This window comes from Herbaspirillum aquaticum (genome assembly GCF_002213425.1).
Lineage (GTDB): Bacteria > Pseudomonadota > Gammaproteobacteria > Burkholderiales > Burkholderiaceae_D > Herbaspirillum > Herbaspirillum aquaticum.
This window is the reverse complement of sequence record NZ_NJGV01000005.1, coordinates 249,474-272,389: the sequence shown is the minus strand read 5'-3', so window position 1 is coordinate 272,389 and position 22,916 is coordinate 249,474. Positions and strand designations below refer to the sequence as shown.

At 58.6% G+C, this 22,916-nt stretch carries 22 protein-coding genes; 8 read left to right on the top strand and 14 right to left on the bottom strand.

Annotated features, from left to right (window positions below; genetic code table 11):
• Window positions 1-302: 302 nt before the first annotated feature.
• From CEJ45_RS07355 to CEJ45_RS07345, 3 genes are all read left to right on the top strand, one after another.
• On the top strand, window positions 303-1,925 hold the full coding sequence (locus CEJ45_RS07355; RefSeq protein ID WP_088754508.1) for an ABC transporter substrate-binding protein: 1,623 nt from the start codon (window positions 303-305) through the stop codon (window positions 1,923-1,925).
• A gap of 111 nt (window positions 1,926-2,036) precedes the next feature.
• The gene (locus CEJ45_RS07350; protein ID WP_088754507.1) at window positions 2,037-3,029 is read left to right on the top strand and encodes an ornithine cyclodeaminase family protein; all 993 of its coding nucleotides are present in this window, start codon (window positions 2,037-2,039) and stop codon (window positions 3,027-3,029) included.
• Between the two features lie 44 nt (window positions 3,030-3,073).
• The gene (locus CEJ45_RS07345) at window positions 3,074-4,045 is read left to right on the top strand and encodes a threonine ammonia-lyase (protein WP_088754506.1); all 972 of its coding nucleotides are present in this window, start codon (window positions 3,074-3,076) and stop codon (window positions 4,043-4,045) included.
• An 18-nt stretch (window positions 4,046-4,063) separates the two neighbouring features.
• Here the strand turns inward: CEJ45_RS07345 and CEJ45_RS07340 are convergent, their stop codons facing one another.
• The 4 genes from CEJ45_RS07340 to CEJ45_RS07325 form a co-directional block, all read right to left on the bottom strand.
• Complete coding sequence (locus CEJ45_RS07340) at window positions 4,064-5,599, bottom strand: amino acid ABC transporter permease/ATP-binding protein (RefSeq protein WP_088754505.1); 1,536 nt, start codon at window positions 5,597-5,599, stop codon at window positions 4,064-4,066.
• Window positions 5,600-5,650: 51 nt separating this feature from the next.
• Window positions 5,651-6,466, bottom strand: coding sequence for a transporter substrate-binding domain-containing protein (locus CEJ45_RS07335; protein WP_088754504.1), 816 nt, complete (start codon window positions 6,464-6,466; stop codon window positions 5,651-5,653).
• A gap of 77 nt (window positions 6,467-6,543) precedes the next feature.
• The gene (speB, locus tag CEJ45_RS07330; RefSeq protein WP_088754503.1) at window positions 6,544-7,518 is read right to left on the bottom strand and encodes an agmatinase; all 975 of its coding nucleotides are present in this window, start codon (window positions 7,516-7,518) and stop codon (window positions 6,544-6,546) included.
• 117 nt (window positions 7,519-7,635) lie between these two features.
• Entirely contained in the window at window positions 7,636-8,427 is a 792-nt protein-coding gene (locus CEJ45_RS07325; RefSeq protein ID WP_088754502.1) for a sulfite exporter TauE/SafE family protein, read from the bottom strand.
• Between the two features lie 265 nt (window positions 8,428-8,692).
• Here CEJ45_RS07325 and pdxR point away from each other — a divergent pair, with 265 nt between their 5' ends.
• Window positions 8,693-10,228 carry a MocR-like pyridoxine biosynthesis transcription factor PdxR gene (gene pdxR, locus CEJ45_RS07320; RefSeq protein ID WP_088754501.1) on the top strand — a complete coding sequence of 512 codons (1,536 nt, stop codon included), beginning with the start codon at window positions 8,693-8,695 and terminating at the stop codon, window positions 10,226-10,228.
• Here pdxR and CEJ45_RS07315 read toward each other — a convergent pair.
• The 4 genes from CEJ45_RS07315 to CEJ45_RS07300 form a co-directional block, all read right to left on the bottom strand.
• Window positions 10,221-11,603 carry an NAD(P)/FAD-dependent oxidoreductase gene (locus tag CEJ45_RS07315; protein WP_088754500.1) on the bottom strand — a complete coding sequence of 461 codons (1,383 nt, stop codon included), beginning with the start codon at window positions 11,601-11,603 and terminating at the stop codon, window positions 10,221-10,223. The genes pdxR and CEJ45_RS07315 overlap by 8 nt on opposite strands.
• A 42-nt stretch (window positions 11,604-11,645) precedes the next feature.
• Window positions 11,646-12,020, bottom strand: coding sequence for a nuclear transport factor 2 family protein (locus CEJ45_RS07310; RefSeq protein WP_420913285.1), 375 nt, complete (start codon window positions 12,018-12,020; stop codon window positions 11,646-11,648).
• Between the two features lie 351 nt (window positions 12,021-12,371).
• Complete coding sequence (locus CEJ45_RS07305) at window positions 12,372-13,202, bottom strand: transporter substrate-binding domain-containing protein (protein WP_088754498.1); 831 nt, start codon at window positions 13,200-13,202, stop codon at window positions 12,372-12,374.
• 300 nt (window positions 13,203-13,502) lie between these two features.
• Window positions 13,503-14,432: a LysR substrate-binding domain-containing protein gene (locus CEJ45_RS07300; RefSeq protein ID WP_088754497.1), complete on the bottom strand. Its 930-nt coding sequence runs from the start codon at window positions 14,430-14,432 to the stop codon at window positions 13,503-13,505.
• 100 nt (window positions 14,433-14,532) lie between these two features.
• On the opposite strand from CEJ45_RS07300, the gene CEJ45_RS07295 reads away from it, so the two are divergent.
• From CEJ45_RS07295 to CEJ45_RS07285, 3 genes are all read left to right on the top strand, one after another.
• Entirely contained in the window at window positions 14,533-15,690 is a 1,158-nt protein-coding gene (locus tag CEJ45_RS07295) for a trans-sulfuration enzyme family protein (RefSeq protein WP_088754496.1), read from the top strand.
• A gap of 63 nt (window positions 15,691-15,753) precedes the next feature.
• Complete coding sequence (locus CEJ45_RS07290; RefSeq protein WP_088754495.1) at window positions 15,754-16,404, top strand: amino acid ABC transporter permease; 651 nt, start codon at window positions 15,754-15,756, stop codon at window positions 16,402-16,404.
• Window positions 16,401-17,171, top strand: a complete 771-nt coding sequence (locus CEJ45_RS07285) for an amino acid ABC transporter ATP-binding protein (protein WP_088754494.1) — start codon at window positions 16,401-16,403, stop codon at window positions 17,169-17,171. Before CEJ45_RS07290 ends, CEJ45_RS07285 begins: the two co-directional genes overlap by 4 nt.
• A 97-nt stretch (window positions 17,172-17,268) precedes the next feature.
• On the opposite strand, the gene CEJ45_RS07280 is transcribed toward CEJ45_RS07285, so the two are convergent.
• The 6 genes from CEJ45_RS07280 to copC all read right to left on the bottom strand — a co-directional run bounded on the left by CEJ45_RS07280 (window position 17,269) and on the right by copC (window position 22,307).
• On the bottom strand, window positions 17,269-17,694 hold the full coding sequence (locus CEJ45_RS07280) for an SMI1/KNR4 family protein (RefSeq protein WP_158214901.1): 426 nt from the start codon (window positions 17,692-17,694) through the stop codon (window positions 17,269-17,271).
• Between the two features lie 219 nt (window positions 17,695-17,913).
• On the bottom strand, window positions 17,914-19,227 hold the full coding sequence (locus tag CEJ45_RS07275) for an integrase family protein (protein WP_088754492.1): 1,314 nt from the start codon (window positions 19,225-19,227) through the stop codon (window positions 17,914-17,916).
• Window positions 19,228-19,276: 49 nt separating this feature from the next.
• Window positions 19,277-19,630: a hypothetical protein gene (locus tag CEJ45_RS07270; protein ID WP_088754491.1), complete on the bottom strand. Its 354-nt coding sequence runs from the start codon at window positions 19,628-19,630 to the stop codon at window positions 19,277-19,279.
• A 302-nt stretch (window positions 19,631-19,932) separates the two neighbouring features.
• Window positions 19,933-20,319, bottom strand: a complete 387-nt coding sequence (locus CEJ45_RS25360) for a DUF2946 domain-containing protein (protein WP_088754490.1) — start codon at window positions 20,317-20,319, stop codon at window positions 19,933-19,935.
• Between the two features lie 588 nt (window positions 20,320-20,907).
• Window positions 20,908-21,792 carry a copper homeostasis membrane protein CopD gene (gene copD, locus CEJ45_RS07260; protein ID WP_088754489.1) on the bottom strand — a complete coding sequence of 295 codons (885 nt, stop codon included), beginning with the start codon at window positions 21,790-21,792 and terminating at the stop codon, window positions 20,908-20,910.
• Complete coding sequence (copC, locus tag CEJ45_RS07255) at window positions 21,789-22,307, bottom strand: copper homeostasis periplasmic binding protein CopC (RefSeq protein ID WP_241517298.1); 519 nt, start codon at window positions 22,305-22,307, stop codon at window positions 21,789-21,791. The genes copD and copC overlap by 4 nt, the downstream gene beginning before the upstream one ends.
• Before the next feature lie 142 nt (window positions 22,308-22,449).
• On the opposite strand from copC, the gene CEJ45_RS25355 reads away from it, so the two are divergent.
• Window positions 22,450-22,827 (top strand): DUF2946 family protein, encoded by a 378-nt coding sequence (locus tag CEJ45_RS25355; protein WP_088754488.1) that lies wholly within the window; start codon window positions 22,450-22,452, stop codon window positions 22,825-22,827.
• The last annotated feature ends 89 nt before the right edge of the window (window positions 22,828-22,916 follow it).

The following is a 22,916-nucleotide window of genomic DNA, read 5'->3' as shown; positions in this document are numbered from 1 at the left end:
AAGGAAAGGCAAGTCCATTTTTGGGAGGATGCCCCATTCTGGGGCTATCAATAAGGCTTGTTGCATCGCTCGGCAAATTCTGCTGATGAGGTCGCCCTAAACACACATTCCTGCCTCAGCCATCACATAAATCGACATAAACAATAAATTTCGCCGTGTTGTAATCCTGAGGATCAGGCGGGGACTCCAGTTGAACCTATGACGTTTTAGGGAGAGATCGTTGTCCATAAGCGGTAAGCCGCACCAATAGCAGCGAGGTCCATTCCGTAATTTCGTAGTTCAACTTTGATGACGGGGGTTTCATGAGTAATCAGGAAAACAAGCGATTCTTCTCCGATGAATTGACTGCAGCAGCTGAGTCAGGGAGCGGCCTCCGCGATGGCTTCACGCGTCGCGACATGATGCGCACCCTGATGGCCGGGAGTCTCTTGACGTTGGGATCGGCCAGCCTCATGGCGGTGAGCAGTGGCGCCATGGCACAGACACCCAAGCGCGGCGGCAAACTCCGCATGGCCACCCAAACCAGTTCCACCGCCGACACCCTCGATCCTGCCAAGGCGGCACACGCCACTGACTACACGCGTGTGAATCTGTTCTATAACGGACTGACCAAGCTCGATAGCAAGCTCGGCCCGCAAATGGTGCTGGCCGAAGAACTGCTGACTACGGATGCCATTACCTGGACCGTCAAGCTACGTAAAGATGTCGTTTTTCACGACGGCAAACCGTTCACCCCGGCCGACGTCGTGTATTCACTGATGCGTCACAAAGACCCGGCTGTGGCCTCCAAGGTCAAGGTCGTGGCAGATCAGATCGAGTCGGTCAAAGCGACAGGGCCCAATGAAGTGCAGATCAAACTGGCAGGTGCCAATGCCGACCTGCCTGTGATCTTGTCCACGGCGCAATTCCTGATCATCCGGGACGGCACGACCGACTTCCGCACGCCCAATGGAACTGGCGCGTTCAAGGTCAAGGAGTTCACGCCGGGAGTGCGTACCATTGGCGTGCGCAATGAAAATTACTGGAAATCGGGAATGCCCTATCTCGATGAGGTTGAAGTCTTTGGCATCCCCGATGAGGCCGCCCGGGTCAATGCCTTGCTATCGGGCGATGTGCATTGGATCAATGACGTGAATGCCCGTTCTACCGAGCGCGTCAGGACGACCTCAGGCTATACCGTGATAGAGACCAGAACGGGGCTCTATACCGATCTGGTCATCCGTCAGGATGTGGCACCCGGCAATAGCATGGATTTCACCTTGGGAATGAAGTACCTGATGGACCGGGAGCAAATCAAGAACGCCGCCTTCCGTGGTTACGCCGTGACCGCCAATGATCAACCTATCGATCCGACCAACCGTTTTTATTTCCCTGGTTTGCCGCAGCGCCCCTACGATCCGGACAAGGCCAAGTTCCACCTGCAAAAGGCAGGCGTCTTGGGTAGCACTATCCCTCTCGTGGCGTCGGCAGCGGCTACCGGTTCGGTCGACATCGCCGTGCTGATGCAGCAAAGTGCGCAGAAAATTGGGTTGAAACTGGATGTCAAACGCGTACCTCCTGATGGCTATTGGTCCAACCAGTGGATGAAGGTGCCGTTGGGCTTCGGCAATATCAATCCGCGCCCAAGTGCGGACATTTTGTTTACGCAGTTATTCAAGTCCGATGCGCAATGGAATGAGTCGGGCTGGAAAAATGCACAGTTTGATCAGTTGCTGGTCGCCGCACGTGGAGAGACCGATTTCAACAAGCGAAAGCAAATGTATGCCGACATGCAGATCCTCGTGCATGAGAAATGCGGCATCGGCATTCCCGTCTTCATCATTAACCTCGAAGGCGTCAACACCAAGGTGAAGGGCATCACTCCCGTTCCACTGGGAGCATTCATGAACTACACCTGCGCAGAATATGTTTGGCTGGATGCCTGATTCAGATCGTGTCGTTGCCTGAAAAAGCGGTGCAGTATTTTTATGCTGCACCGTTTGCTGGCACATCACTTCAATGCTGTGAAATGAGTTTTGGTATTCAAGAGAGTATTGATGCGCACCTTATTGCTGAAGAAAGAGGAAGTTCGCAAATTGATCTCCATGAAGGAGGTGATTGGTACCGTCGAAGAGGCTTATCGGGCATTCAGTGAAAACAGCGTAATGCAGCCTCCTTATACCGGTATCCATCTTCCTGCACCGAGAGGAGAAATCGACTTCAAGCTGAGCTATTACGAGGGTAACGAAGTCATTTCCATGAAGAGTTCTTCGGGGGCATTTCCCGATAATCCCAAACTCTATGGTGTGCCCAGCAGCATGGGGACCATCCTCCTGTTTGATGCCAGATCGTGCGCCCTGATGTGCGTCATGGATGGAAGTTTGGTCACCGGACTCAGAACTGGCGCTGCCGGGGCGGTCTCCGCCAAAGTGCTGGCAAGAAAGGATGCCAAGGTAATTGGTGCAATCGGGACTGGGCAGCAGGCCCGGATGCAGATTCGTGCTCTGCGCGAAGTCATCGATATTCAGGGCATCAAGGCATGGAGTAGAACCGCAGAAAAAATGGCCAGCTTCCAGGCGGATATCGAGCGTGATTTTGGTCTTCCTGTGGCACTTGCTAGCTCAGCACAAGATGTGGTCGCAAGTTCGGACATTCTTGTTACCACCACGCGCGGCACTGGCCCGGTGGTGGAAGCCAAGTGGGTCAAGCCGGGTACACACATCATTGCCATCGGCGCTGATCAGCAAGGAAAACAGGAGCTGGATCCCGCATTATTCAAGCACGCCAAGATCGTGCATGACTCCACTGCACAGTGCTGTGAAAAAGGAGAGAGCTGGCATCCCCTGACACGACAGATCATCACCATGAATGATATTCATGGTGAGCTCGGGGAGATTCTGCTGGGCAGGAAGCCAGGCCGGGAGAACGATGAGGAAATCACGATTTTCGATTCCACCGGCATGGCCATCCAGGACAATACGACAGCTACGAAAATCTACCAGAACGCCGTCGTCAACAAGATCGGTGAGTTCTTTGAATTCATTGAGTAAGTTCGCTTCGCATTTTCTTTGCAGCGAAAAAAGGAATCTACTTCATGCATGAATATCCCACTCTCCAAGACATTCACCAAGCGCGCGAACGGCTCTCTCCCCATATCAGGCATACGCCCTTGCTTCGCGCAGAGAAGATCGAAAAACAGTTTGGCTGCGAACTCTATCTGAAACCCGAAACACTTCAGATCACGGGCGCTTTCAAGATTCGAGGTGCACTGAACAAATCCTTATCGCTGCCGAGGGAAGCGATTGCCAATGGGATCATTGCGACCTCTTCGGGCAACCACGCGCAAGGCCTGGCTTATGCCGCCAGGATGCTCGGCGTGAAGGCGCTCCTGGTGTTGCCGGTGACTACCCCGAAAATCAAGATCGCCAACACGCAAGCACTGGGTGCGGAAGTTATCTTGTTCGACGGCGATACGGCAGCTCGTTGGAAGAAGGTTGCCGAGATCGCCGCGGAAAATCACTATGTAATGGTGCACGCATTCGAAGATCCCGTGGTGATGGCCGGGCAAGGCACCATTGGGTGCGAAATCATCGATGATTTGCCAGATGTGGATACCGTCATCATTCCCATGGGTGGGGGCGGCTTGATTTCCGGGATTGCGACTGCGCTTAAGGAAACCCGCCCCTCCATCAAGGTGGTCGGAGCAGAGCCCGCTCTTACACCCAAGTACTATCAGAGCCGCATCAACAAGCAAAGAACATCACTACCTCTGAAAAATACCATCGCGGATGGGCTCAGGATCAGTGTCCCGGGACAAAATCCCTACCCCATCATAGAAAAGTATGTGGACGAGATCGTTCTCGTCGAGGATGAGCACATTATCGAGGGGATGCGTATCCTGGCAAAAGATGCCAAGCTCATTGCGGAGCCGGCAGCCTCGATTGGTATCGGGGCGTTGCTGGCGGGTGGTCTCAGCGTGAGGCCGGATGAGAAAGTCTGTGCGGTATTGACTGGTGGCAATTGGGACTTGTGTGATTTGGCTGACGTATATAAACCTGTCGCATAACAAAGATGTCCGGGCAATTCAGGCAGCGATCCCCATGAATCTGCGAGTACGCGCCAAGGCCTCGCCGCCCTGCTGTTCATCCCGCAATACATCCGGCGCCATATCGAGCTGAACATGTCCGCCCTCCATGAAGAGAATGCGATCAGAAATGCTGAGCGCAAAATCCATCTCGTGCGTGACAATCAGCATGGTCATCCCCTCCTTGGCAAGGTCCCGGATCACTTTGAGCACATCGCCAACCAATTCCGGATCAAGTGCCGAAGTCGGTTCATCAAACAACATCACATCCGGCCGCAAGGCCAGCGCACGGGCGATTGCCACGCGCTGCTGCTGACCGCCGGACATCTGATGCGGATATTTGTAGGCATGTGCCAGCAATCCGACCTTTTCCAACAGCTGCAGCGCTTCCTGTTCATGCAGCGCGCTGTCTTTCGGATGGTGATACCCGGGGGCCAGTTTGATGTTGTCGAGTACCGTCAGATGCGGGAACAGGTTGAAACCTTGAAACACCATCCCGATGCGGCGTATTCCGGTCCTTACCTGACCGGAATTGAGGTCTTCGCCGGCGCGGATATAAGCTTCGCCAAACAGAATGATCTCGCCACGGTCGATGGACTCCAGGGCATTGATGGTGCGGATCAGCGAGGTTTTTCCGGAACCGGACGGTCCGATCAGGCTGATGACTTCGCCGCTGCGCACGGTCAGGCTGATGCCCTTGAGCACTTTTTGCGGCCCGTAGCTCTTTTCGATACCGTGCAACTCCAGGGCCAGCGGGGCGCCAGATGCCGGTTGCCTGCGTTGAGCCACCTGGCCGGAAACGGCAAGCGCCGGTCGTGCCCGCAATTGGGCACATTGTTCTTCGCTGAGCGTCCTGGGCTGGCGGCTCTGCATATCAAGGCGTTTTTCGAGCCATTGAAAGCCTATGCTGAAGACCGAAACGATCAGGACGTAATAGACCGCCACCGCCAACAGCGTTTCCATCACCAGGAAATTCTGCGCGTACAAACGCTGGCCGGTCATCAGCAATTCCGGCAATGAAATGACCGACACGAGCGACGTCAATTTGACGATAGTGACGTATTCATTGACCAGCGTGGGCAAGGCAATGCGAAACGCCTGCGGCACCACGATGCGCGTCTGGATGCCGAAATAGCCGAAACCCAGTGCACGTCCCGCCTCGCGCTGCCCTTTCGATACCGACAGCAAACCGCCGCGATGGATTTCAGCCATGTAGGCGGTCTCGCTCAACACCAACGAAAGCAGGCCGGATACGAACGGAACCGACAAGAACCAGCCCGTCGATGGCAGCAGCTGCGGCAGGTTGAAAACGAAAACCACCAACACCAGCAAAGGCACGCTGCGGAAAAACCAGACATACCACCTCGCCAGCAGTCGCAGCCACGGCAAGGCCGATAGCTGTGCGCTGGCGACAAAAAATCCGAGCAGCAGGGCCACACCCCAAGACAGGGCAGCCAGCTCCACCACAGTGACTACCGCACGCCAGAAGGCTCCCATGGAAAAGAGAGAAAAGAAATACGGCCAATCCAGTTGCATAAGATCCTCGGCGTGGGCAGTGCAGGTTATTCCGGATGGGGGATGCAGGGACTACTTGATATCCACCGCGCCAAGGTCATACTTCTTGATCAACGCGTCATATTCGCCGGATTTCTTGATGGCCACCATGCCAGCCTCGAACGCCTGCTTCAAGGCGACGTTGCCCTTCTTGACGAATACCCCCAATGTCTGCATGTAGATCTGCGATGGCGAGCTGATCACCACCCTTCCCCGGCTCTTCTCAGCAAAGGCCTTGGCAACGGCGGCCACTTCTATCTGGGCCTGGATGTTTTTCGACAGCAACGCCTGCAAGACTTCCGGGGCGGTCGGGAACTCATGGACATCGACGGCGGGCTTGCCTTTGGGGGCGCAATAATCGGTCGACAGATCCTTGAGCTTCTTTACCCAGCTGGTGCCGGCTTGCAGGCCGACTTTCAAACCGCATAAATCGTTTTCACTTTTCGGCATCACGCCATCCTTGGACGCCAGAATCAGTGCGCCCGATTTGGCATAAGGAACGGCATCGGCCACGGCCAGGCGCTCGGTCGTGATGTACAGGCCGGAAATGACAGCGTCATGCTGGCCAGCGCCCAGGCCCAGAATCAGGCTGGCGAATTTGGTATCGACAAAGGTGGGTTGCAGCTTCATGGCACGCGCCAGCATCATGGTCAGTTCGGGATCGAAGCCTACGATCTTGTCCCCCTCGTAGGATTCAAACGGTGGATAGGCCACTTCCAGGCCAACCTTCAATTGATTCGGTACCGCGGTCTGCGCGTTGGCGGAAATGGCAGTCATCCCGCCGAACAACAGGCTGGCAAGGCACAGACCGAGACGAACTTTTTTGGTGATGATGGAGGCATCGAACATGGCAACATCCTTAAGAGAAGGGTTAAAGCACACAAAAAAAGACAGCAATGAAAAGCAGAAGCAGCAAGGCTGATTTCTTATCTTCTTGCGCGATGACTGACGCTATCGGCAATCACGCACAGCATTTCAAACATCAGCGTAGCCGCCACAGCGGCAGTACCACCGGTGGGGTCAAAGGGTGGTGAGACTTCCACCACGTCGCCGCCAATCAGGTTCAGCCCTTGCAGGCCACGGATCAGATGCTGCGCTTCGAGGGTGGTGAGGCCGCCGATCTCGGGCGTCCCGGTTCCCGGTGCATAGACCGGATCAAGCGCGTCGACATCAAAGCTGATGTAGGTCGGCTCCTCCCCCACCACGCGCCGCGCCTCGGCGATGACGGCCTTGACGCCCATCTCGTGGAACTCGTCGATATCGATCACACGCACGCCCTGCTCCTGCCCCCACGTATCCTCGGCGTCGTTGTACAAGGCGCCCCGGATGCCGATCTGCACAGTACGTTTCGGATCCAGGATGCCTTCCTCGATGGCGCGGCGGAATGGCGTGCCATGGGTATATTTGAAATCGCCAAAATAGCGATCCCAGGTATCGGTATGGGCGTCAAAGTGCACCATGCCGACCGGCCCCTCCTTGGCCAGTGCGCGCAAGATCGGCAAGCTCACCAGATGATCCCCACCCACCGCCAGCGGCACGATGTCGGCTGCCTTGAGGCGTCCAAAGAAACCCTCAATGCGCGCCAGTGAGTCCATGAGGTCAACCGGGTTCACCGGCGAGTCACCCAGGTCAGCGCAATTGCAGAGGGAGAACGGCTTAATGCCGCTGGCACGATTGACGTTGCGTACCATGGTCGAGGCATCCCGCACCTGGCGCGGACCATGGCGCGCCCCAGGACGATTCGTGGTGCCGCCATCCCACGGCACGCCGACCAGGCCGATATCGACCTCATCAAACATCTGGTCTTCCAGCCCTACCAGCGGCAGACGCATGAGCGAGGCAACGCCGGCAAACCGTGGCATGACCGATCCGGTGATCGGATGAAATTTATTGACCGACATGGTGCATCCCCTCGTGATCCTTGACGACAAATCAGTTTTAAAAAATGGCACGTCGCGCACGCTCATGAACAAAGCAAGCTCCATTGCTTACGACCTACCCAAGAACACGCTACGCATTCAACGCAGCAAGGACAACAATCCAGAACCGAGTAATAAGGCAGTCACCGTGAAATTGATCCAGCAAGCCGGCAAGTGCCGATAAAGGCGTTCGCCGATCAACACCCCGGCAGCAAACACCGGCACCAGCACGGCGCTGCTCGCCAGCACGGCCACATTGATATGCCGCTGCAACCCTAGAATCAGACTGGCGCCCACGAAGAGCAGGCAGAAATATCCCAGCAAGTTGGCGCGTAGCCGCGCCGTAACGTGGTGGTCCTCCGCTTTGCCCCCAGGTCCGCCACTGAAGTAATACACTGCGGGCGCGCCGCCCATGCCCCCCAAAGCCGTCATGGCACCGCTGGCCAGGCCGGCGCTCAGCGTGGCTGCGACGCCACCCTGATGTCGCCAGCGCCAGCCGCCCACGTGCAGCAGCGTCAGCAGAATGACCACTGCGCCCATGAGCCGATGCACTTGCGTGTTATCGCCATCATTGAACAGGCGCGTTGTTAGCATGGTGCATGCCAAGGCCACCAGGGCCAGCGGCGTCACGCTCTTCCAGCGTACTAGCCGGGACCAGTTGCGCCAGCCCTGTAACGCTGTTGCTGCATGCAGCAGTATCACCAATGCGCTGGCATGGGACGGCGTTAGCCACAGGCCAAACAAGGGCGCCATGATCAGCGCTGCCCCGAAACCGCTGACCCCTTTGATCACACCGGCAAGCAAACTGACTGCTGCCAGCCAAGCCAACAACGTGAGCGACCCGAAAAAAAAGGATGAAAGCATGAGCGCAGTACACAGCGTGATTGGCATGACAGCATCATTGCATTGTTGCGTGCGCCGGTATAACGCCAAGAACGGCAATCGATGGGTCCAGCACGGTAACGGTCAGCGGCCGCACTAAAATCGTGCGCGCCGGCTGCGTTTGCACAAATCATGACCTGTGTGTCGTACCGCCATCGGTAGGGCCCGCAGGGTAATGCCCCTGCCCAGGGATAGCTCGCCCCCGTTTGTAACGCTGCGCACATGGATGGCATGAAAGATGCAGTTCAGCACGCTGTAAAACAGGGAGAGCACTATGCGCAACAACGACGTCTATCAGGTCATGTGGCATCAGATTTTCCCCAATCCTGACCGTCAGGCGTCCACGCTGCAAAGTCAGTTGCGGGTTGGTTTTGTCGATGCCATGCGGGACGGCCGATTGCTGGCCGGCATGCGCCTCCCGTCAAGCCGCGAACTGGCCGACATGTTGTCGGTGTCGCGCAATACCGTGGTATTGGTCTACGAAAAGCTGGTCGAAGACGGTTATCTGGAGAATCGGCCGCGCAATGGCTATTACGTCAGCGATCAGTACCTGAGCCACGCTCGCACAACGACGGCAACGGCACCCGCCATCGAGACGAAGCCGGCGTCATCCAATCCGGTGGACTGGCATCGGCGCATGATTGGATTGCCCGCAGGAATGCGCTGGCTGGACAAGCCCGGCGATTGGCAGCGTTATCGCTATCCCTTCCTGTATGGTCAGTTCGATCCCAGCCTGTTTCCCATTGCAGACTGGCGTGAATGCAGCCGTCGCGCACTGGACGTGAGCGCCATCCATCGCTGGGCGCCGGATGCCATCGACCACGACAATGAATCGCTGCTTGCCCAGTTGATCTGGCACGTGCTGCCACGCCGGGGCATCGCCGCCAAGCGTGAAGAAGTGCTGCTGACCGTCGGCGCACAGCAGGCGCTTTATCTGATCAGCGAATTGCTGGTGGCGCCTGGCTCGACCGTCGCAGTAGAAAATCCTGGCTACATGGATGCGCGCAATATCTTCCTGCGCCGTGGGGCGCACCTGGTGGGACTCGATATCGATCATGAAGGCGTGCTGCCGGACCGCGATGTTCTGGCCGCAGCGCAAACCGTGTATTGCACACCGAGCCACCAGTGCCCAACCGGCATCACGCTCAGCGCCGCGCGGCGGGCCGCCTTGCTGGCGTGGGCCCGTGAGTGCGATGGCATCCTGATCGAAGATGATTACGATGCCGAAATGCAGTACACGGGAAAGCCATCCCCGGCGCTCAAAGCCATCGACCATGATCACCGCACCATCTATATCGGCAGCCTCTCCAAGACGTTATCGCCCGGATTGCGCATCGGCTATATCGTGGCGCCGGCAGAAGTGATTGAACAATTGCGGGTGTTGCGGCGCCTGATGATCCGTCATCCCGCCACCAACAATCAAATGGCCGCAGCACTGTTCATTGCGCATGGCCACTATGATCGCTTCGTGCATACCATGCGCGAGGAACTGGCACGGCGCGCGAAGGCACTGACCCACGCGCTGCAAACGCATTTGCCGGAAATGCAGTTCCAGCCGCCGGATGGCGGTTCGGCCTTATGGGGAGAGTTTGCTGCCGGTTTCGATACCCGGAAGTTACGTCAAGCTGCGCATGAACATGGCATCCTGATCGAATCTGGTGAAAGCTTCTTTCTGGCACAAGCCGACCGAATCAACCATGTGCGCCTCGGGTTTTCATCGATTCCGGTCGATCGCATCGAGCCGGGTATCAAGGAACTGGCGGCGCTGGTCAAACGGCAGCGCACGCCCTCGCCCGGCACGCCTAGATGATTTCATCACGCAACCAGTACCAGCGATACAGCATGCGCTGCCCGATACGGCGAAACGGTGCAGCCCATTCTCCCTGGCGCGGAAACGGCAGCGGGCTATCGTAGATCGGCAAGGTGATCGTGCTGTCGCGCACGCCCGCAATACGCTCAGCCATGCGCCTGCCGGCATGCGCAGAAAACGACACGCCATTGCCACCGTACCCCGTGGCGTAATAAATGTGTTGCGACGGATCGGGCTGCACCACCCGCGGCATCAGATCGTGGCTGACATCCACCCACCCCCACCATGAATAATCGATCTGGATGCCAGCCAACGCCGGGAATTTGCGCGCCAAGCCCTCGGTGAGCAAGCGGTAATGCGCATCGCGGCCGGCATCGGCGCCGGTGATGGCGCTGCGACTGCCAATCTGTACGCGGTTGTCAGGCAACAGGCGGTAGTAGAAGCGCAAAGTGCGGGTATCCGTCATCGGCTGATGGGTCCGAATGCTGCACGCCGCGAGTTCTCCAGCGGTCAGCGGCCGCGTGACGATTGAATTGGACAATACGGGGAAGATGCGGTTTTTCAATAACGGCGACAATCCGGGCGTCGCATACGCCCCTGTTGCGATGGCAACGGCGCGGGCACGTACGATGCCACCGGGCGTATGCAGGTGATGCACGCCATTGTGTGTTTCCCATCCGGTTACCGGGCTGGCCGGATGCACGCGGGCGCCATGTGCGCGAGCCTGCCTGAGCATGCCGAAGGCCAGCTTGAGCGGATGCACGGAAATGCCTTCCGGCTCATGCATGGCGCCAACGGCTTCCTGATCGCCGCACCAGTCGCGATGCACGTCTTCCTTGCTGAGCAGGTGGGCGTCATAACCGAACTGCTGACGCAAGACATTGACTTCGTTTTGCAGGAAGGCCAGTTTTTTGCGCCGATGTGCAATCTGCAGATGCCCGCCCGGCTGCGCATCGCAATCGATCTGTGCCACCAGTTGCTTGAAGGTGTCGAAGCCGCACTGGATTTCCTCATGCATTTTCAGGGCCGTCTGCAAGCCCCAGCGGGCAATCCATTGCGAACGATAGAGTCGGCCGCTGGCGTTTTGTCCTTGTCCGCCATTGCGGCTGGTACATCCCCAGGCGAGTTGGTTGGCTTCCAGTACGGTGGCGCGAATACCGTGCTCACGCGCCAGGAACAAGGCTGTCGACAGACCGGTAAAGCCGGAGCCGATAATCACTACATCCGCATCCATATCGCCGGTGACGGGGCCATCGTGCGGTGGAGGTTCGCCAGCCGTGGCGACCCAATAGGTCGGTGCATAGGCGGCGTCATGGCCGATCGAAGAAGAGACCAGCGGATCGAAGTGCGGATCGTATGCAGTGCGGCTGTTCATGGTGTTTTTTGCTGAGGGTGGGAGGCAAGCTCGGAAGGCAGCTCAGCGCGCAGGCAGGCGCGGGCGGTCTTTGCGGAAGACATTCTTTTCGAGGATCTTCCCATCCCGGAAAATGAACAGATCGACGCCGCAGGATTCCGACCGCGTACCGTCGGCGGCGGTCCCTGTAAAGGTCCATTCGGAAACGCCGCGATCGCCACTGACCCAGTGCCGCGCATCCCGCCAGCGGGCATCGGGGAAGGTTTCCCAGGCCGAAGCAAATGCCTTGCTGACGGCGGCTGGCCCGGCATGACGCGTCCCGTGCGGCTCGTTGCCGGCGGCGGTCAGAAACACGCAATCGTCATGCATGCAATTCATCAATGCCGCCAGATCATGACGGTTCCAGGCATCGGAAAAACTTTCCAGCAGGGCCAGCAAGGCCTTGTCGGAGTGCGTGTTTAGCGGTGCATGTTGATGCTGATTCATGGCCAGATCCCGATCAAAATATAAGCAAGGATCACAGCCTAAGGGAGCCTCAACACTATCGATAGAGCCACGTGCGGATAATGATCGTGCCAGGACGGATCGCTTTGCGGCAAAGACGGCAGGCCACGCGCATGCAGCTGCGCAGGTCTTCGCGGGAGTCGTCGACATGCTCGTCGAGCCTGCTGCCTTGGCGCCCGGTTGGCTTCCACACGCTGCCCGCAAACTTTCCACTTTTACAGTGAGCTCGTCGGGCAACAACGGAAACCCGCCGCGGAACTGTCAGCCAGCGCGGCGGTAATCGAATCACGGTTGCTGCAAAGCCCGCTGGATATCCCCCACCATATCGAAATCCGCACCCACCCAGCGGCGCGCCAGCTTATCAATGGTGCCATCGCGCGTCATGTCGCCAATTGCCTTGCTGACTGCGTCCTTCAATGGCTGCTGGCCCTTTGGCATGGCCGGTGCCGACAGCTGGTAGATCAGCACCGGTCCGACTTCCTTGATCGGCAACTTGTTCACATTGGCGTATTTCATGCCACCGAAGTGCGAACTGATGACCGCATCAATGCGCCCATTGCCCAGGTCATTGAAGACGAAACCGCCATTGTCATAGGCGCGGATGTCCGATTCCTTCAGATTGGCCCGGGCCCAGCTTTCATTGGTGGTACCGGTGGTGACGCCCACCTTCTTGCCCTTGAGATCGGGCTTGTCCTTGATGCTGGCGTTGCTGGCCAGTACGAAGATACGGAAATCCTCCACGCCATAGGGTGCCGCGAAATCGACCTGCTTCTCCCGTTCCGGCGAGGGCGTCAGGTCGTTCATCACCATGTCGTACTTGCCCGCCTTGAGCCCCTCCACGAAATTCTTGAAGCTGTCAGCCACGAAAACCACTTTCGCCACGCCGATGCGGCGCGCCACTTCCTTGGCCACCTCGACGTCATAGCCGGCCGGTTGCAGCTTGTCGTCAATCAGGCTCCAGGGCGGACTGCTCTGGGTGTTGGCGATGCGGATCACGCCCGAGGCACGGGCACTGGCCAGGATGTCGGCCGGAATGTTCTGGGCTGACACGGCAGCCGCTGCGCTGCCCAGGAGCGCTGCCACCAGGCAGGTCGGAATGAAATGATGCAACTTCATGTACTGTCCCCTCTTGGTCATCAATGAAAACGGAAGCCCATTCTGTGCCCAGGCCAAGGGATCAGCAATCCGGGGGCGTTTCTTGAGTGATAAGCAGAGCTTATAGTTTCAACGATGAAATTGATGCGTCCATAAGAGATCTTGCACCAATCCGGCACCGTAAAATGAAGCGACCCAATAGCGTTGCGCCCTTCCCTGCGGTGCTTCCCTTGGGGCCGGCGGCTCATCGTGCGATCTCTTGCCGTCGCGCCTTGCCCCAGACTTGTGCGCAGCGCTCAAACCGGTGCATGGCACCGAGATTCAGAAAGCGCCGGGTTTCTGGTACAGCACCTGGCGCAATGAACTCATGTCCGACTCCATCTGGATGCGCATCACCCGCAGCAGCTCCTTGGCATTCTCCGACATCGGCACACCAGGCCGGAACACCAGCAGCGCCGTGAAATTGGCCGTCACCTCCATCGGCTTCAGGCGCAGGCCCCGCGTGACGAAATCCAGCGCCAGAATGGGATGCGCCATGCCCATGCCGACACCACGCATGGCGAATTCGCAGACCGAATTGGAATAAGGCGTTTCCAGGATGGGGCGCAAAACCTTTCCCTGCAGGATCAGCTCCTGCTCCAGACGCCGGCGGCTGGCATCTTCGGGATTGAGGGCAATGAAGGGATGCTCCAGCAGGTCGTCGGCCGTGATGACCGGCTTGCCGGCCAAGGGATGCCGGTCATTCATCACCATCACACCCGGCACGCTCATGAATTGCGAATGCTCCAGCCCGGAGACGGACAGTTCATCGGCCATCAGCCCGAAATCCAGCTGTCCTGCGCTGACCTGCTGGTAAACCTCGCGCGAACTCATGATCTGGAACGACATCTGAACACGCCGCTCGCCCAGCCCGAAGGCCGCGATGGCGCGTGGCATGAAACCATTGCCCAGTGCGGGAAAGGAGGCAATGGCCAGGCGACCCAGTCCGAATGAGCGCAAGCTGCGGATACGGTGCTCGATCATCTCGAACCCGGCAAAGCAGCGATCCACTTCGACGATCAAGGCCAGCGCCTCCTGCGTCGGCACCAGCCGGCCACGGGTGCGTTCGAACAGCCGCAGTTCGGAAGACGCTTCCAGCTTGCGGATCGACTGGCTGATCGCGGGCTGGGATACGTTGAGCAGGGCGGCGGCCTTGCTGGTGGTCCCGGCGCGCATGACGGCGCGGAAGACCTGGATGTCTCGCATGTCCATGTATAAGTACCACTTATAAAGTTAGTCCGGCGAGCTGTTGATGGCAGCGGCGCGAATTCGGATACTGGGCTTCTCTTTTTTAGATTAACAAATTAATCGCATGAGCCACCCTGTTTCCTCTCAACCCGCGTTCGCCAGCCTCTCGCCCCCGGTGATGCGCGCCTCCACCGTGGTGTTCGACACCTTCGAGGACTTTGTTCAGCGCAAGCAGCGCCAGCCCGATGGCTTCAGCTATGGCGTCACCGGCACCCCCACGGCGCGCCTGCTGGAGCAGCGCGTAGCCGCGCTGGAGAACGCCCGTCACTGCGTCATCGCGCCCTCCGGCGCGGCCGCCCTGATGACTACCGTGATGGGCTTCGTGCGCGGTGGCGACCATCTGCTGGTCTCGGCCGCCTGCTATGGTGCCCTCAAGACCTTTGCCGAAAAATGGCTGGCGCGAATGGGCGTGGAGGTGGAGCTGTACCGGCCGGACATCGGCGCGGAAATCGCCGAACTGATCAAGCCATCCACCCGCCTGATCTGCATGGAGGCGCCCGGCACGGTCACCATGGAAATGCAGGACATCCCGGCCATCACCGCCGTGGCACGGCAGCACGGTGTGCTGACCATGCTGGACAACACCTGGGCCAGTCCGCTGGGACTGACATGCCTGGACATGGGCGTAGACTTCAGTATCCAGGCAGCCACCAAATTCATGGGCGGTCACTCCGACGTGCTCATGGGATGCATCAGCATGAATGACCACGGCCACTACGAGATCCTGCGCGAGACCCAGAGCATCCTCGGCCAGCAGGTCAGTCCCGAGGATTGCTTCCTCGTGCTGCGCGGGCTGGAAACCCTGCCATTGCGCGTCCGGGCCCAAAGTGCTTCGACCCTGCAGGTGGCGCGCCATCTGGCCGATCATCCTGTGGTTGCGCGCATGATGTACCCGCCGCTCGAAGGCGACCCCGGCCATGCTCTGTGGAAGCGCGACTACAAGACCAATGGCTGCCTGTTCTCGATGATCCTGCAACCGGCACCGGAAAGCGCTTTCCACGGCTTCTTCGACGCCCTGCAGCACTTCGCCATCGGTGCCAGCTGGGGCGGCGTGCACAGCCTGGCGGCTTATTATCCGGCCGCCCTGCAGGCCAATCGCGCCTTCCCGGCGACCGACCAGCCAGTGGTGCGCCTGTCTATCGGCCTGGAAGATCCTGCCCTGCTGATCGCCGATCTGGACCAGGCACTGGCCCAGTACGCAAAAGCTGCCCCACAGGCGTGATGCACGCGTCCATGAACACTGAAGCAGCGCCCGCATGCAGGCGCTGCAACCGGGAGGAGAACCATGATTGATCTGTTTGTCAGGGCGCTACCGCTGCTGGAGAAAGCGGTGGTGGTGACCATCGGGCTGGGTATCGGCTCATTCGTGCTGGGTTCGGCGCTGGGCATGCTCATTGCGCTGGCCCGCATTTCCGATGCGCGGCCGCTGCGCTGGCTGGCGTTTGCCTATGTGTCGGTGTTTCGCGGCACGCCCTTGCTGATCCAGATCCTGCTGATCTATTTCGGCCTGCCCAACTACGGCATCACCATCGATCCCATCCCCGCCGCCTTGCTGGCGCTGACCTTGTTCTCGGCGGCCTACCTGAGCGAGAACTTTCGCTCCGGCATCAATGCGGTCGATCGCGGCCAGTGGGAAGCCGCCTGGTCCATGGGCATGGGTTACTGGAAGACGCTGTGGCGCGTGATCCTGCCGCAAGGCCTGCGCATCGCCATTCCTCCCGTGGGCAGCCGCCTGATCGCGCTGATGAAGGATACCTCGCTGGCCTCCACCGTGACCGTGGTGGAACTGACGCGCGTGGCCGATCAGCTGGGGGCGACCACCTTCCGCTACATGGACATGTTCATCATCGTCGGGACCATCTACTGGGTCATCAATCAACTGCTCACCCTCCTGCAAACCTGGCTGGAAGAGAAACTGTCGAGGCGCTATCAATGAATCCGTCATCCTCCTGTACTGTGCGCGTGAGCGCCTTGGCCAAGGCTTATGGCGCCAATCAGGTACTGCGCAACATCAACCTCGAAGTCGCGCGTGGCGAAGTCGTGGTCATCATGGGTCCCTCCGGGTCCGGCAAGACCACCTTCATCCGCTCGCTGAACCTGCTGGAATTACCGGATCGCGGCAGCATCGAGATCTGCGGCGTGGCGCTGAACGATCCGGCAATGCTGCCCGCACGCGAACTGCGGCGCAAGACGCTGCAGATCCGGCAGCAGACTGCCATGGTGTTCCAGTCCTTCAACCTGTTCCCGCACATGACGGCGCTGCAGAACGTGATCGAAGGCCTGGTTTCGGTCAAGGGTGTCGCCAAGGCGGAGGCCCGCGAGCGCGGCCTGGCGCTGCTGGGCAAGGTCGGGCTGGCGGAAAAAGCCGATGCTTATCCGGGCAAGCTCTCCGGTGGCCAGAAGCAGCGTGTGGCCATTGCCCGCGCACTGGCCATGGATCCGGAAGTGATCCTCTTTGATGAGCCGACCTCGGCCCTGGATCCGGAACTGCGCGACGACGTCTTGAACGTGATGCGCGCGCTGGCGGCCGAGGGCATGACCATGCTGGTCGTGACGCACGAAACTCGCTTCGCCCGGGATGTCGCCGACCGCATCATCTTCATGGAAGGTGGACACGTGCTGGAAGATACCACCCCTTCCCTGTTCTTCGGCACGCAGGGCAGCGAGCGCTCGCGGCAGTTCCTGGGGCGTCTGCACGAATGATGTGCGCAGGCTGGCGAACTACCGTGGCCGCGCTGCAGGCCACGGGGACGAAAAAGATAGAGCGGACATTGTGGTGCTTCGGCACTTCTGCAAATGATCAAGAAGCCGAAAGGGAGTCAAAAAGTTTGCTGCGCTCTGACCATAACTGCTGGAGCGACACGTCCAGAAAGAACGGCTCGTCACCGTCTTCTGGCCACCATTCGAATACACGTCCCTCCGAGGTCATGCCCCAGGTAGACCCGATGCCATAATCGCCGAAGGCCACCGCTGCGTTCCACAATGATGCCGCAGTCGGCAAGCGGCGCAGAACTTGCGTCAGCCTTAGCATGGTCACAAAGGAGAACGCCTCCCTTCGCGCCAGCGGGTAAAGAAACCGGGCTTCGGACGGCCCGGTAAAGCCGTTGGCGTTGAGATAGGCGTTGCGCAACTCGGTCGGCAGTGAAAAGCCAAGCATGCATTCCGCATCGAGGATTTCCCGCTCAGTACAGGGTCGGCCGCTCTCCAGCACTTCCAGATCCGACATCAAGAACATAAGAAAACAGCGAGCCCGAAGCCCGACTCAGGATGCAAACCAATCTTCGGCTGCCGACTGGTCGCGAAGCGATTCATTCGGATACCATCTGCCTGCCCTGCAGGAGTTGATGATTGTGCGACCAATCGAACTCCTTTTGTCGAATTTCATGTGCGACATATTGTCGCTATGTCCGCGCCTCTCAATAGGGTGAAGACGGCGCCGTCTCGTTCAGGCAGCCAGCTTTTCCGTCTCCCACGGCGCCGGGATCCTGCCGCGCATGAGTTGGTCCAGAACTTGTGCCAGCCGTGTCATCCAGAGCCGTTTCATAGCAGCGTGAGCTTGCCCGTCAGTAGACAGGCGCAGATGATTGCCGAGCTGCCCCTGCACTGCGGCAAGGATTTCCGGCGGACATTCCATCGTCTTGAGCAACTCTACAGCGGCACGTCGCAGGTCATTGGGAGTCCAGTTCGAAATGGGCAGGCGCGGTCGCTGATATTCAGGGCGGGAATCGCAGTCCGCGCGTGCATTCCAGACGGCCACGCCGACATTCTTGGGATCAAAGCGTCCGCCCTTGCGACCCTCGAACAGATAGCCCGTCCCGCTGGCCAGAAGGCGACGCTGTACGATCTCCAGCGCCCGGCCCACCAGGGGAACACGAAAGTCACTAGCGGCACCGCGTCGTTGGGGACGCAGCTTTTCCTCCGGGATCGTCCACCACCAGCCATCTGGCTCCTGGCTGATCTCGCGGGCGTGCATGGCGCAAATTTCCTTTCCGGGAGCGCATGTCCAGGCAAGCAGCGTCAGGATATCCTCGTTGGCGCTGGTGAAATGATGGAGCCACGGCAAGATGACGGCGAGTTCATTGATTGACAGCAGACGCTTCACAGGGCCGCGATACACGCCCTTGATACGAACGCCTTTGCTCTTGAACTCACCACGCATCACGCTACGCCACACATTGACGCACTTGGCAGGAAGCAATCCATGCGCAATGGCGTGATCCCAGGCAGCACCCAGTTCGCGTCGCGTGATAGTGCCTTGGGTCGGCCGATCCAGGAAGCCACGAAGAAAGTCCGCAGCCATCTCTGCATCGACCGCCTGGGCTGGAAGGTTGGCGAATTCACCCAGCGTGCGCGCGAAAATACGCCACACTTCCTTGGCCCCTCTCTCACCCCAATGATGCTTGACGTGTCCTTCGTAATAATAAAAACCGATTTGCTGTACCGTCAGCTGCGCAGCGGACTCAGGCGACATTGATATGGAATTGCGTCGTAGGGCTTGCGCTTGCCGATGCACCGTTGATGGATCGATCCCCTGATCACGCAGACTCTTGAGTTGCCGCCATTGGCGAACGGCCGAGTTCAATGACATGTTGGGCCATTCGCCCAGTTTGACCTGGCGAATCCTGCCATCATCCGGATTCTTGTAGCGATAAATCCAGTTGTACATCCGCTCGTTGGCTCGCAAGCGCAAGCCACGATGCTTGGGGATGGTGAGATGCTTGCCAGCGGGCAGGGATTGCACTGCGATTGCATTGAACATGTTTTCTTCTCCGTCAGAGCCATTCAGATGTCAGCCAATTCTGTTGGCTTTACCGATCGTGAAGTGAGGTGCCAGTTTGGGATGACGAAAGGAAGTTCAGATGCTGACTGCGGTATGGCATGTGGGGATCAAAGGGTGCGGGATATTTTTCCATCATCGAGGCCCACGCTGCTTTCACCTCTGGAGCCTTCGATCGTTCAAGATGAACATCGATCAGGACGCGAGCAACCGAAATGCCGCTTAGCTGAGCCACCTTCACTGCCGTCGCATCGCCGATACCGCTTTTCCCGCTTTTCATATGGCTGATCGCACTGCGCGTCACACCCAGCACATTTGCCAATGCGTGGTCGGATTGCAGGTCGAGCTTTGTTTTTACCAACTCCAAATAATCATTCGTTTGCATATAGCCTCCTGGGTCCGGACAGGCCGGAGTAACGAACCTCGTTGTGGACGTCTCGATTGGGATCATGTAATCGGACAAGCGCAAGTCGCTGCATCCTCAACGGAGCGTTCGCTGAATGGATCGAGAGAGAAGTGAGAAAGACGCCGCGCTGACCGCGCTCGCTTTCCCATTCTGATGAGCCGATGGCATGCATCCCTGCTCGGGATGCATGCTGCTTGCTCGTGTTCCGCCTTGCCGGACAGGCGCGCAAAACCTGCACAAGTGCGCGAAAGCGACCTGTGCAACACACATGAACAAGGCGGTTAAACGAGTCCCGGAGGCGCTCGACTGCGATGTGCCGTGGGAGCCAGAGTCAGGACCACGGTGACGTCAGCAATGAAGAAGACAGGGTGCGCCAGCACCGCAATCAGCGAGGTGATAGCGGGCGCAGCAGAGGGTGGAGCCGGCGCGTGCTGCTGAAGGACACAATAGCCGCAATGTGCTACGTCGACGGGCATTTTCTCCTGCCCTGCCGTCCTGTTTCCTGGCACCGCAACGCGCTTGGTGCCACTGGCACTGCAGACTTCCATCCAGGTGAGCTGGGGATTGGAGGCCAGCGTCCGAGAAATGGTTGGAGCGGCAGCACCAAACACCATCACGCATAGCGCAAGCCATGCGAGCAGTTGATGAAAGCGTCGGCTCAAACTCATGTTCAGAGGTCTGGAAACGATGTACAAAATAGGATCTGGCGTGACCTATGATAAGCCCGCCTTTGCAGGTGATGACGCGGCGTGGCCCTGGCTGCGTCAATTTGCCGCAGCCAGGGCATGTGCAATGCGACTTCCGTAGCATTGCTTGACGCACTCTGCAGGCGAGCAACGGCCGATGGACCGGCAAGGCAGCTGCCGTCATCGTCGATCTCAAGGCGGCGGTGCGCGGGTTACGCTACAACGCAGGCGCTTCCCCGGCGACCCCGAACGCATTCGCTCCAAACACCGCATTCTCGGCGCAGCACAGCCAGGTCTCCGGTGCTGGCCTGGCTGAGCCGTAAACGGGATGGATCGGGAGACCTCGCTGGCCGTACCGACGCTACTGGCTGCAGCCGCACGTCAGCGTGGCGCACAGGTCAATCTGGAGTTCGCCTGGAATCGCCCTCATAGTGGCGATTACGACCTGGATGCGCTGTTTGCATGGATCCAGGCGCAGGTAAGTTAGGCTGGCGAACCCGCATATCTTCCGGCGCATGAGCATGTGCTCAAGACGTCACGCTGCGGCGATTTGCCGCAGTGGCGGCATGTTCAATTCGGCTGCAACATTCCCAGCCATGCCAGCAACATCAACGCAACCCAGGAAAGCAAAATTTCCGCCAGGGTCAGACGGTATAGCTGTCGCAGGGCATGGCGATGATGACGCATCGATGGCACCAGCACATACCTGTTGAACACGGCAATGGCCATCATTGCGCCAGCCACCAGGATTTTCATGGTCAACAGCGCTTGGTAGCGAAAATGGAAATCCAACGGCAGTCGTCCAAGGATGAGGAGGGTATTGAGCAAGCCTGTCAGGAAAACCAAGGCCACCACTGCATGGCCGATATTTGAAAAGCGCCGCAATATGGTATTGACCATATCTGGATACACGCGGCGATATCGGTCTGACAGGACCATCAAGACGATCGGCAATGCGCCTATCCAAGCCCCGACGCTCCACACATGGAGAACGTCGTTTGCCTGATGCAACAGTCCCGTCCATCCTTCATGCATGACGGCATGTCCGGTCAGCGCCAGGCTCGTCAGCATGATGCCGCTACCAGCGATGCATGCAAGCAAGCGCATGCGCTCCGATAGCGTCACGCTGAACAAGAGCAGGCAAACGGCGATCAACTGGATCCACCATGCCGTACCGATTGAGGTGCCGTTGGCTACCGCGGCGAGCATGTCAAGGTGCCAGGCATCAGCCCAGCCATCGCCAAGAATACTGGCTTGCAGGGGCAAGCTGGCAAGCACGGCAGTCAACAGAAGTCCGAACAAAAGACGTCGCCATCCGGCCAGGCGTTGCCATAGCTCGCTCCTGAGTGGCTCTGCGACCAGCACAAGCAAAGTCAGGCCCGCGCCCCACAGAAACAGTGCCGCACCATCGAGTGAAAGCCGGCAAAGGCCCAACAGAAGCGTGGGAGAAATCAAGGTGCTACGGAAAAGCTGTAGCTACCCTCGGTCTTGTGGCCATCTACGGACAAGGCATGCCATTGCACGGTGTAGGTGCCCGGTGCCAGTCGTGTGGGGATCCCCACCATGAATGACTTTCCCTCGTCCATGAGCATGGCCTCACCCAATTTGACTTCCTTCTGATCGGGGCGTGACAACTTGACGCCGCTCAATTTCAGATTCAATCCCTCTGAGAAAGTAAGGGTGAGCTCTGCTGGTGAAGCGACTACCGCCTGATCGCCGGGAATGGCCGTCTTCAGGTGGGCGTGCGCCCAGACGAATTGCGCCATTAAGAGGCTGGAGAGGATCACTAACGAGAGGAGGCGCTTAACATTTTTCATTATCTTCAATTCCACTATGGGATCGATTGAGGGGATGTACTTACCCTGATCGGTCCGGTGATCTGATTCATGGAAGCTGACTGAGCCCGCATCCGGGCGCACATCTTCGCGGGCGACAAATTTGCCACGACCAAGGCGCAGCACATGCGACATATTGTCGCAGACAAGCCGAACGTGCACTTGACGAAAATCTTACAAATCCTTTACAGGCAAGGACTTCCTGTCTTTTTCCCACAAAAGGGCCTGGCTTCCATGAGCGGCCGGATCGGCTTCTTGGGCGTTAGAATCTGCGCCCATGAAAACTCGCCTTCCCCGCCTACGCATGATCGCGTGGCTCACCATTGCTGCCCTGCTGGCAATGATGTGGTCGGCAGTGGTGCAAGCGCGCATCGCGACCAGGCTGGCTTTACCCTGGAATGAGCTATGTTCAGTGGCTGATGACCCCGCTGCGACTTCAGGTCGAATCACGGGCAAAACCGAGCATGCGGCCCATGCAGGGCACTGCATGTTCTGCGCGAAGCAGGATCTTGCTCATGTGTTGCCGGCACGGCTGGATCTGCCACAGCCGTTGTTACGGAGATCGTTGGCCCCAGCGCCTGTTCAGGAGCGACGGCGGGCGCACACAGCCTGGGTGAGTGCAGCTCCCCGGGGGCCACCGGGTACACGCTGCTGATCTATCCCACGCTGCCACAGCTGACGGCATCCCCGCTTCCACCCTGACAAGCGGTGCCGCGCATCTGCGTTGCGCGCGTGACTGGTCCT

Excerpts from the sequence above, each read along its gene's own strand:
- CEJ45_RS25355 (WP_088754488.1), top strand. The coding sequence starts at position 22,450 with ATGAAAACTCGCCTTCCCCGCCTACGCATGATCGCGTGGCTCACCATT.
- CEJ45_RS07315 (WP_088754500.1), bottom strand. The coding sequence starts at position 11,603 with ATGAACAGCCGCACTGCATACGATCCGCACTTCGATCCGCTGGTCTCT.
- copC (WP_241517298.1), bottom strand. The coding sequence starts at position 22,307 with ATGTCGCATGTGCTGCGCCTTGGTCGTGGCAAATTTGTCGCCCGCGAA.
- CEJ45_RS07345 (WP_088754506.1), top strand. The coding sequence starts at position 3,074 with ATGCATGAATATCCCACTCTCCAAGACATTCACCAAGCGCGCGAACGG.
- CEJ45_RS07325 (WP_088754502.1), bottom strand. The coding sequence starts at position 8,427 with ATGCCAATCACGCTGTGTACTGCGCTCATGCTTTCATCCTTTTTTTTC.
- CEJ45_RS07350 (WP_088754507.1), top strand. The coding sequence starts at position 2,037 with ATGCGCACCTTATTGCTGAAGAAAGAGGAAGTTCGCAAATTGATCTCC.
- CEJ45_RS07275 (WP_088754492.1), bottom strand. The coding sequence starts at position 19,227 with ATGTTCAATGCAATCGCAGTGCAATCCCTGCCCGCTGGCAAGCATCTC.
- CEJ45_RS25360 (WP_088754490.1), bottom strand. The coding sequence starts at position 20,319 with ATGAGTTTGAGCCGACGCTTTCATCAACTGCTCGCATGGCTTGCGCTA.
- CEJ45_RS07270 (WP_088754491.1), bottom strand. The coding sequence starts at position 19,630 with ATGCAAACGAATGATTATTTGGAGTTGGTAAAAACAAAGCTCGACCTG.
- CEJ45_RS07295 (WP_088754496.1), top strand. The coding sequence starts at position 14,533 with ATGAGCCACCCTGTTTCCTCTCAACCCGCGTTCGCCAGCCTCTCGCCC.
- CEJ45_RS07305 (WP_088754498.1), bottom strand. The coding sequence starts at position 13,202 with ATGAAGTTGCATCATTTCATTCCGACCTGCCTGGTGGCAGCGCTCCTG.
- CEJ45_RS07290 (WP_088754495.1), top strand. The coding sequence starts at position 15,754 with ATGATTGATCTGTTTGTCAGGGCGCTACCGCTGCTGGAGAAAGCGGTG.
- pdxR (WP_088754501.1), top strand. The coding sequence starts at position 8,693 with ATGCGCAACAACGACGTCTATCAGGTCATGTGGCATCAGATTTTCCCC.
- speB (WP_088754503.1), bottom strand. The coding sequence starts at position 7,518 with ATGTCGGTCAATAAATTTCATCCGATCACCGGATCGGTCATGCCACGG.
- CEJ45_RS07340 (WP_088754505.1), bottom strand. The coding sequence starts at position 5,599 with ATGCAACTGGATTGGCCGTATTTCTTTTCTCTCTTTTCCATGGGAGCC.
- CEJ45_RS07355 (WP_088754508.1), top strand. The coding sequence starts at position 303 with ATGAGTAATCAGGAAAACAAGCGATTCTTCTCCGATGAATTGACTGCA.
- CEJ45_RS07285 (WP_088754494.1), top strand. The coding sequence starts at position 16,401 with ATGAATCCGTCATCCTCCTGTACTGTGCGCGTGAGCGCCTTGGCCAAG.
- CEJ45_RS07335 (WP_088754504.1), bottom strand. The coding sequence starts at position 6,466 with ATGTTCGATGCCTCCATCATCACCAAAAAAGTTCGTCTCGGTCTGTGC.
- CEJ45_RS07280 (WP_158214901.1), bottom strand. The coding sequence starts at position 17,694 with ATGTCGGATCTGGAAGTGCTGGAGAGCGGCCGACCCTGTACTGAGCGG.
- CEJ45_RS07300 (WP_088754497.1), bottom strand. The coding sequence starts at position 14,432 with ATGGACATGCGAGACATCCAGGTCTTCCGCGCCGTCATGCGCGCCGGG.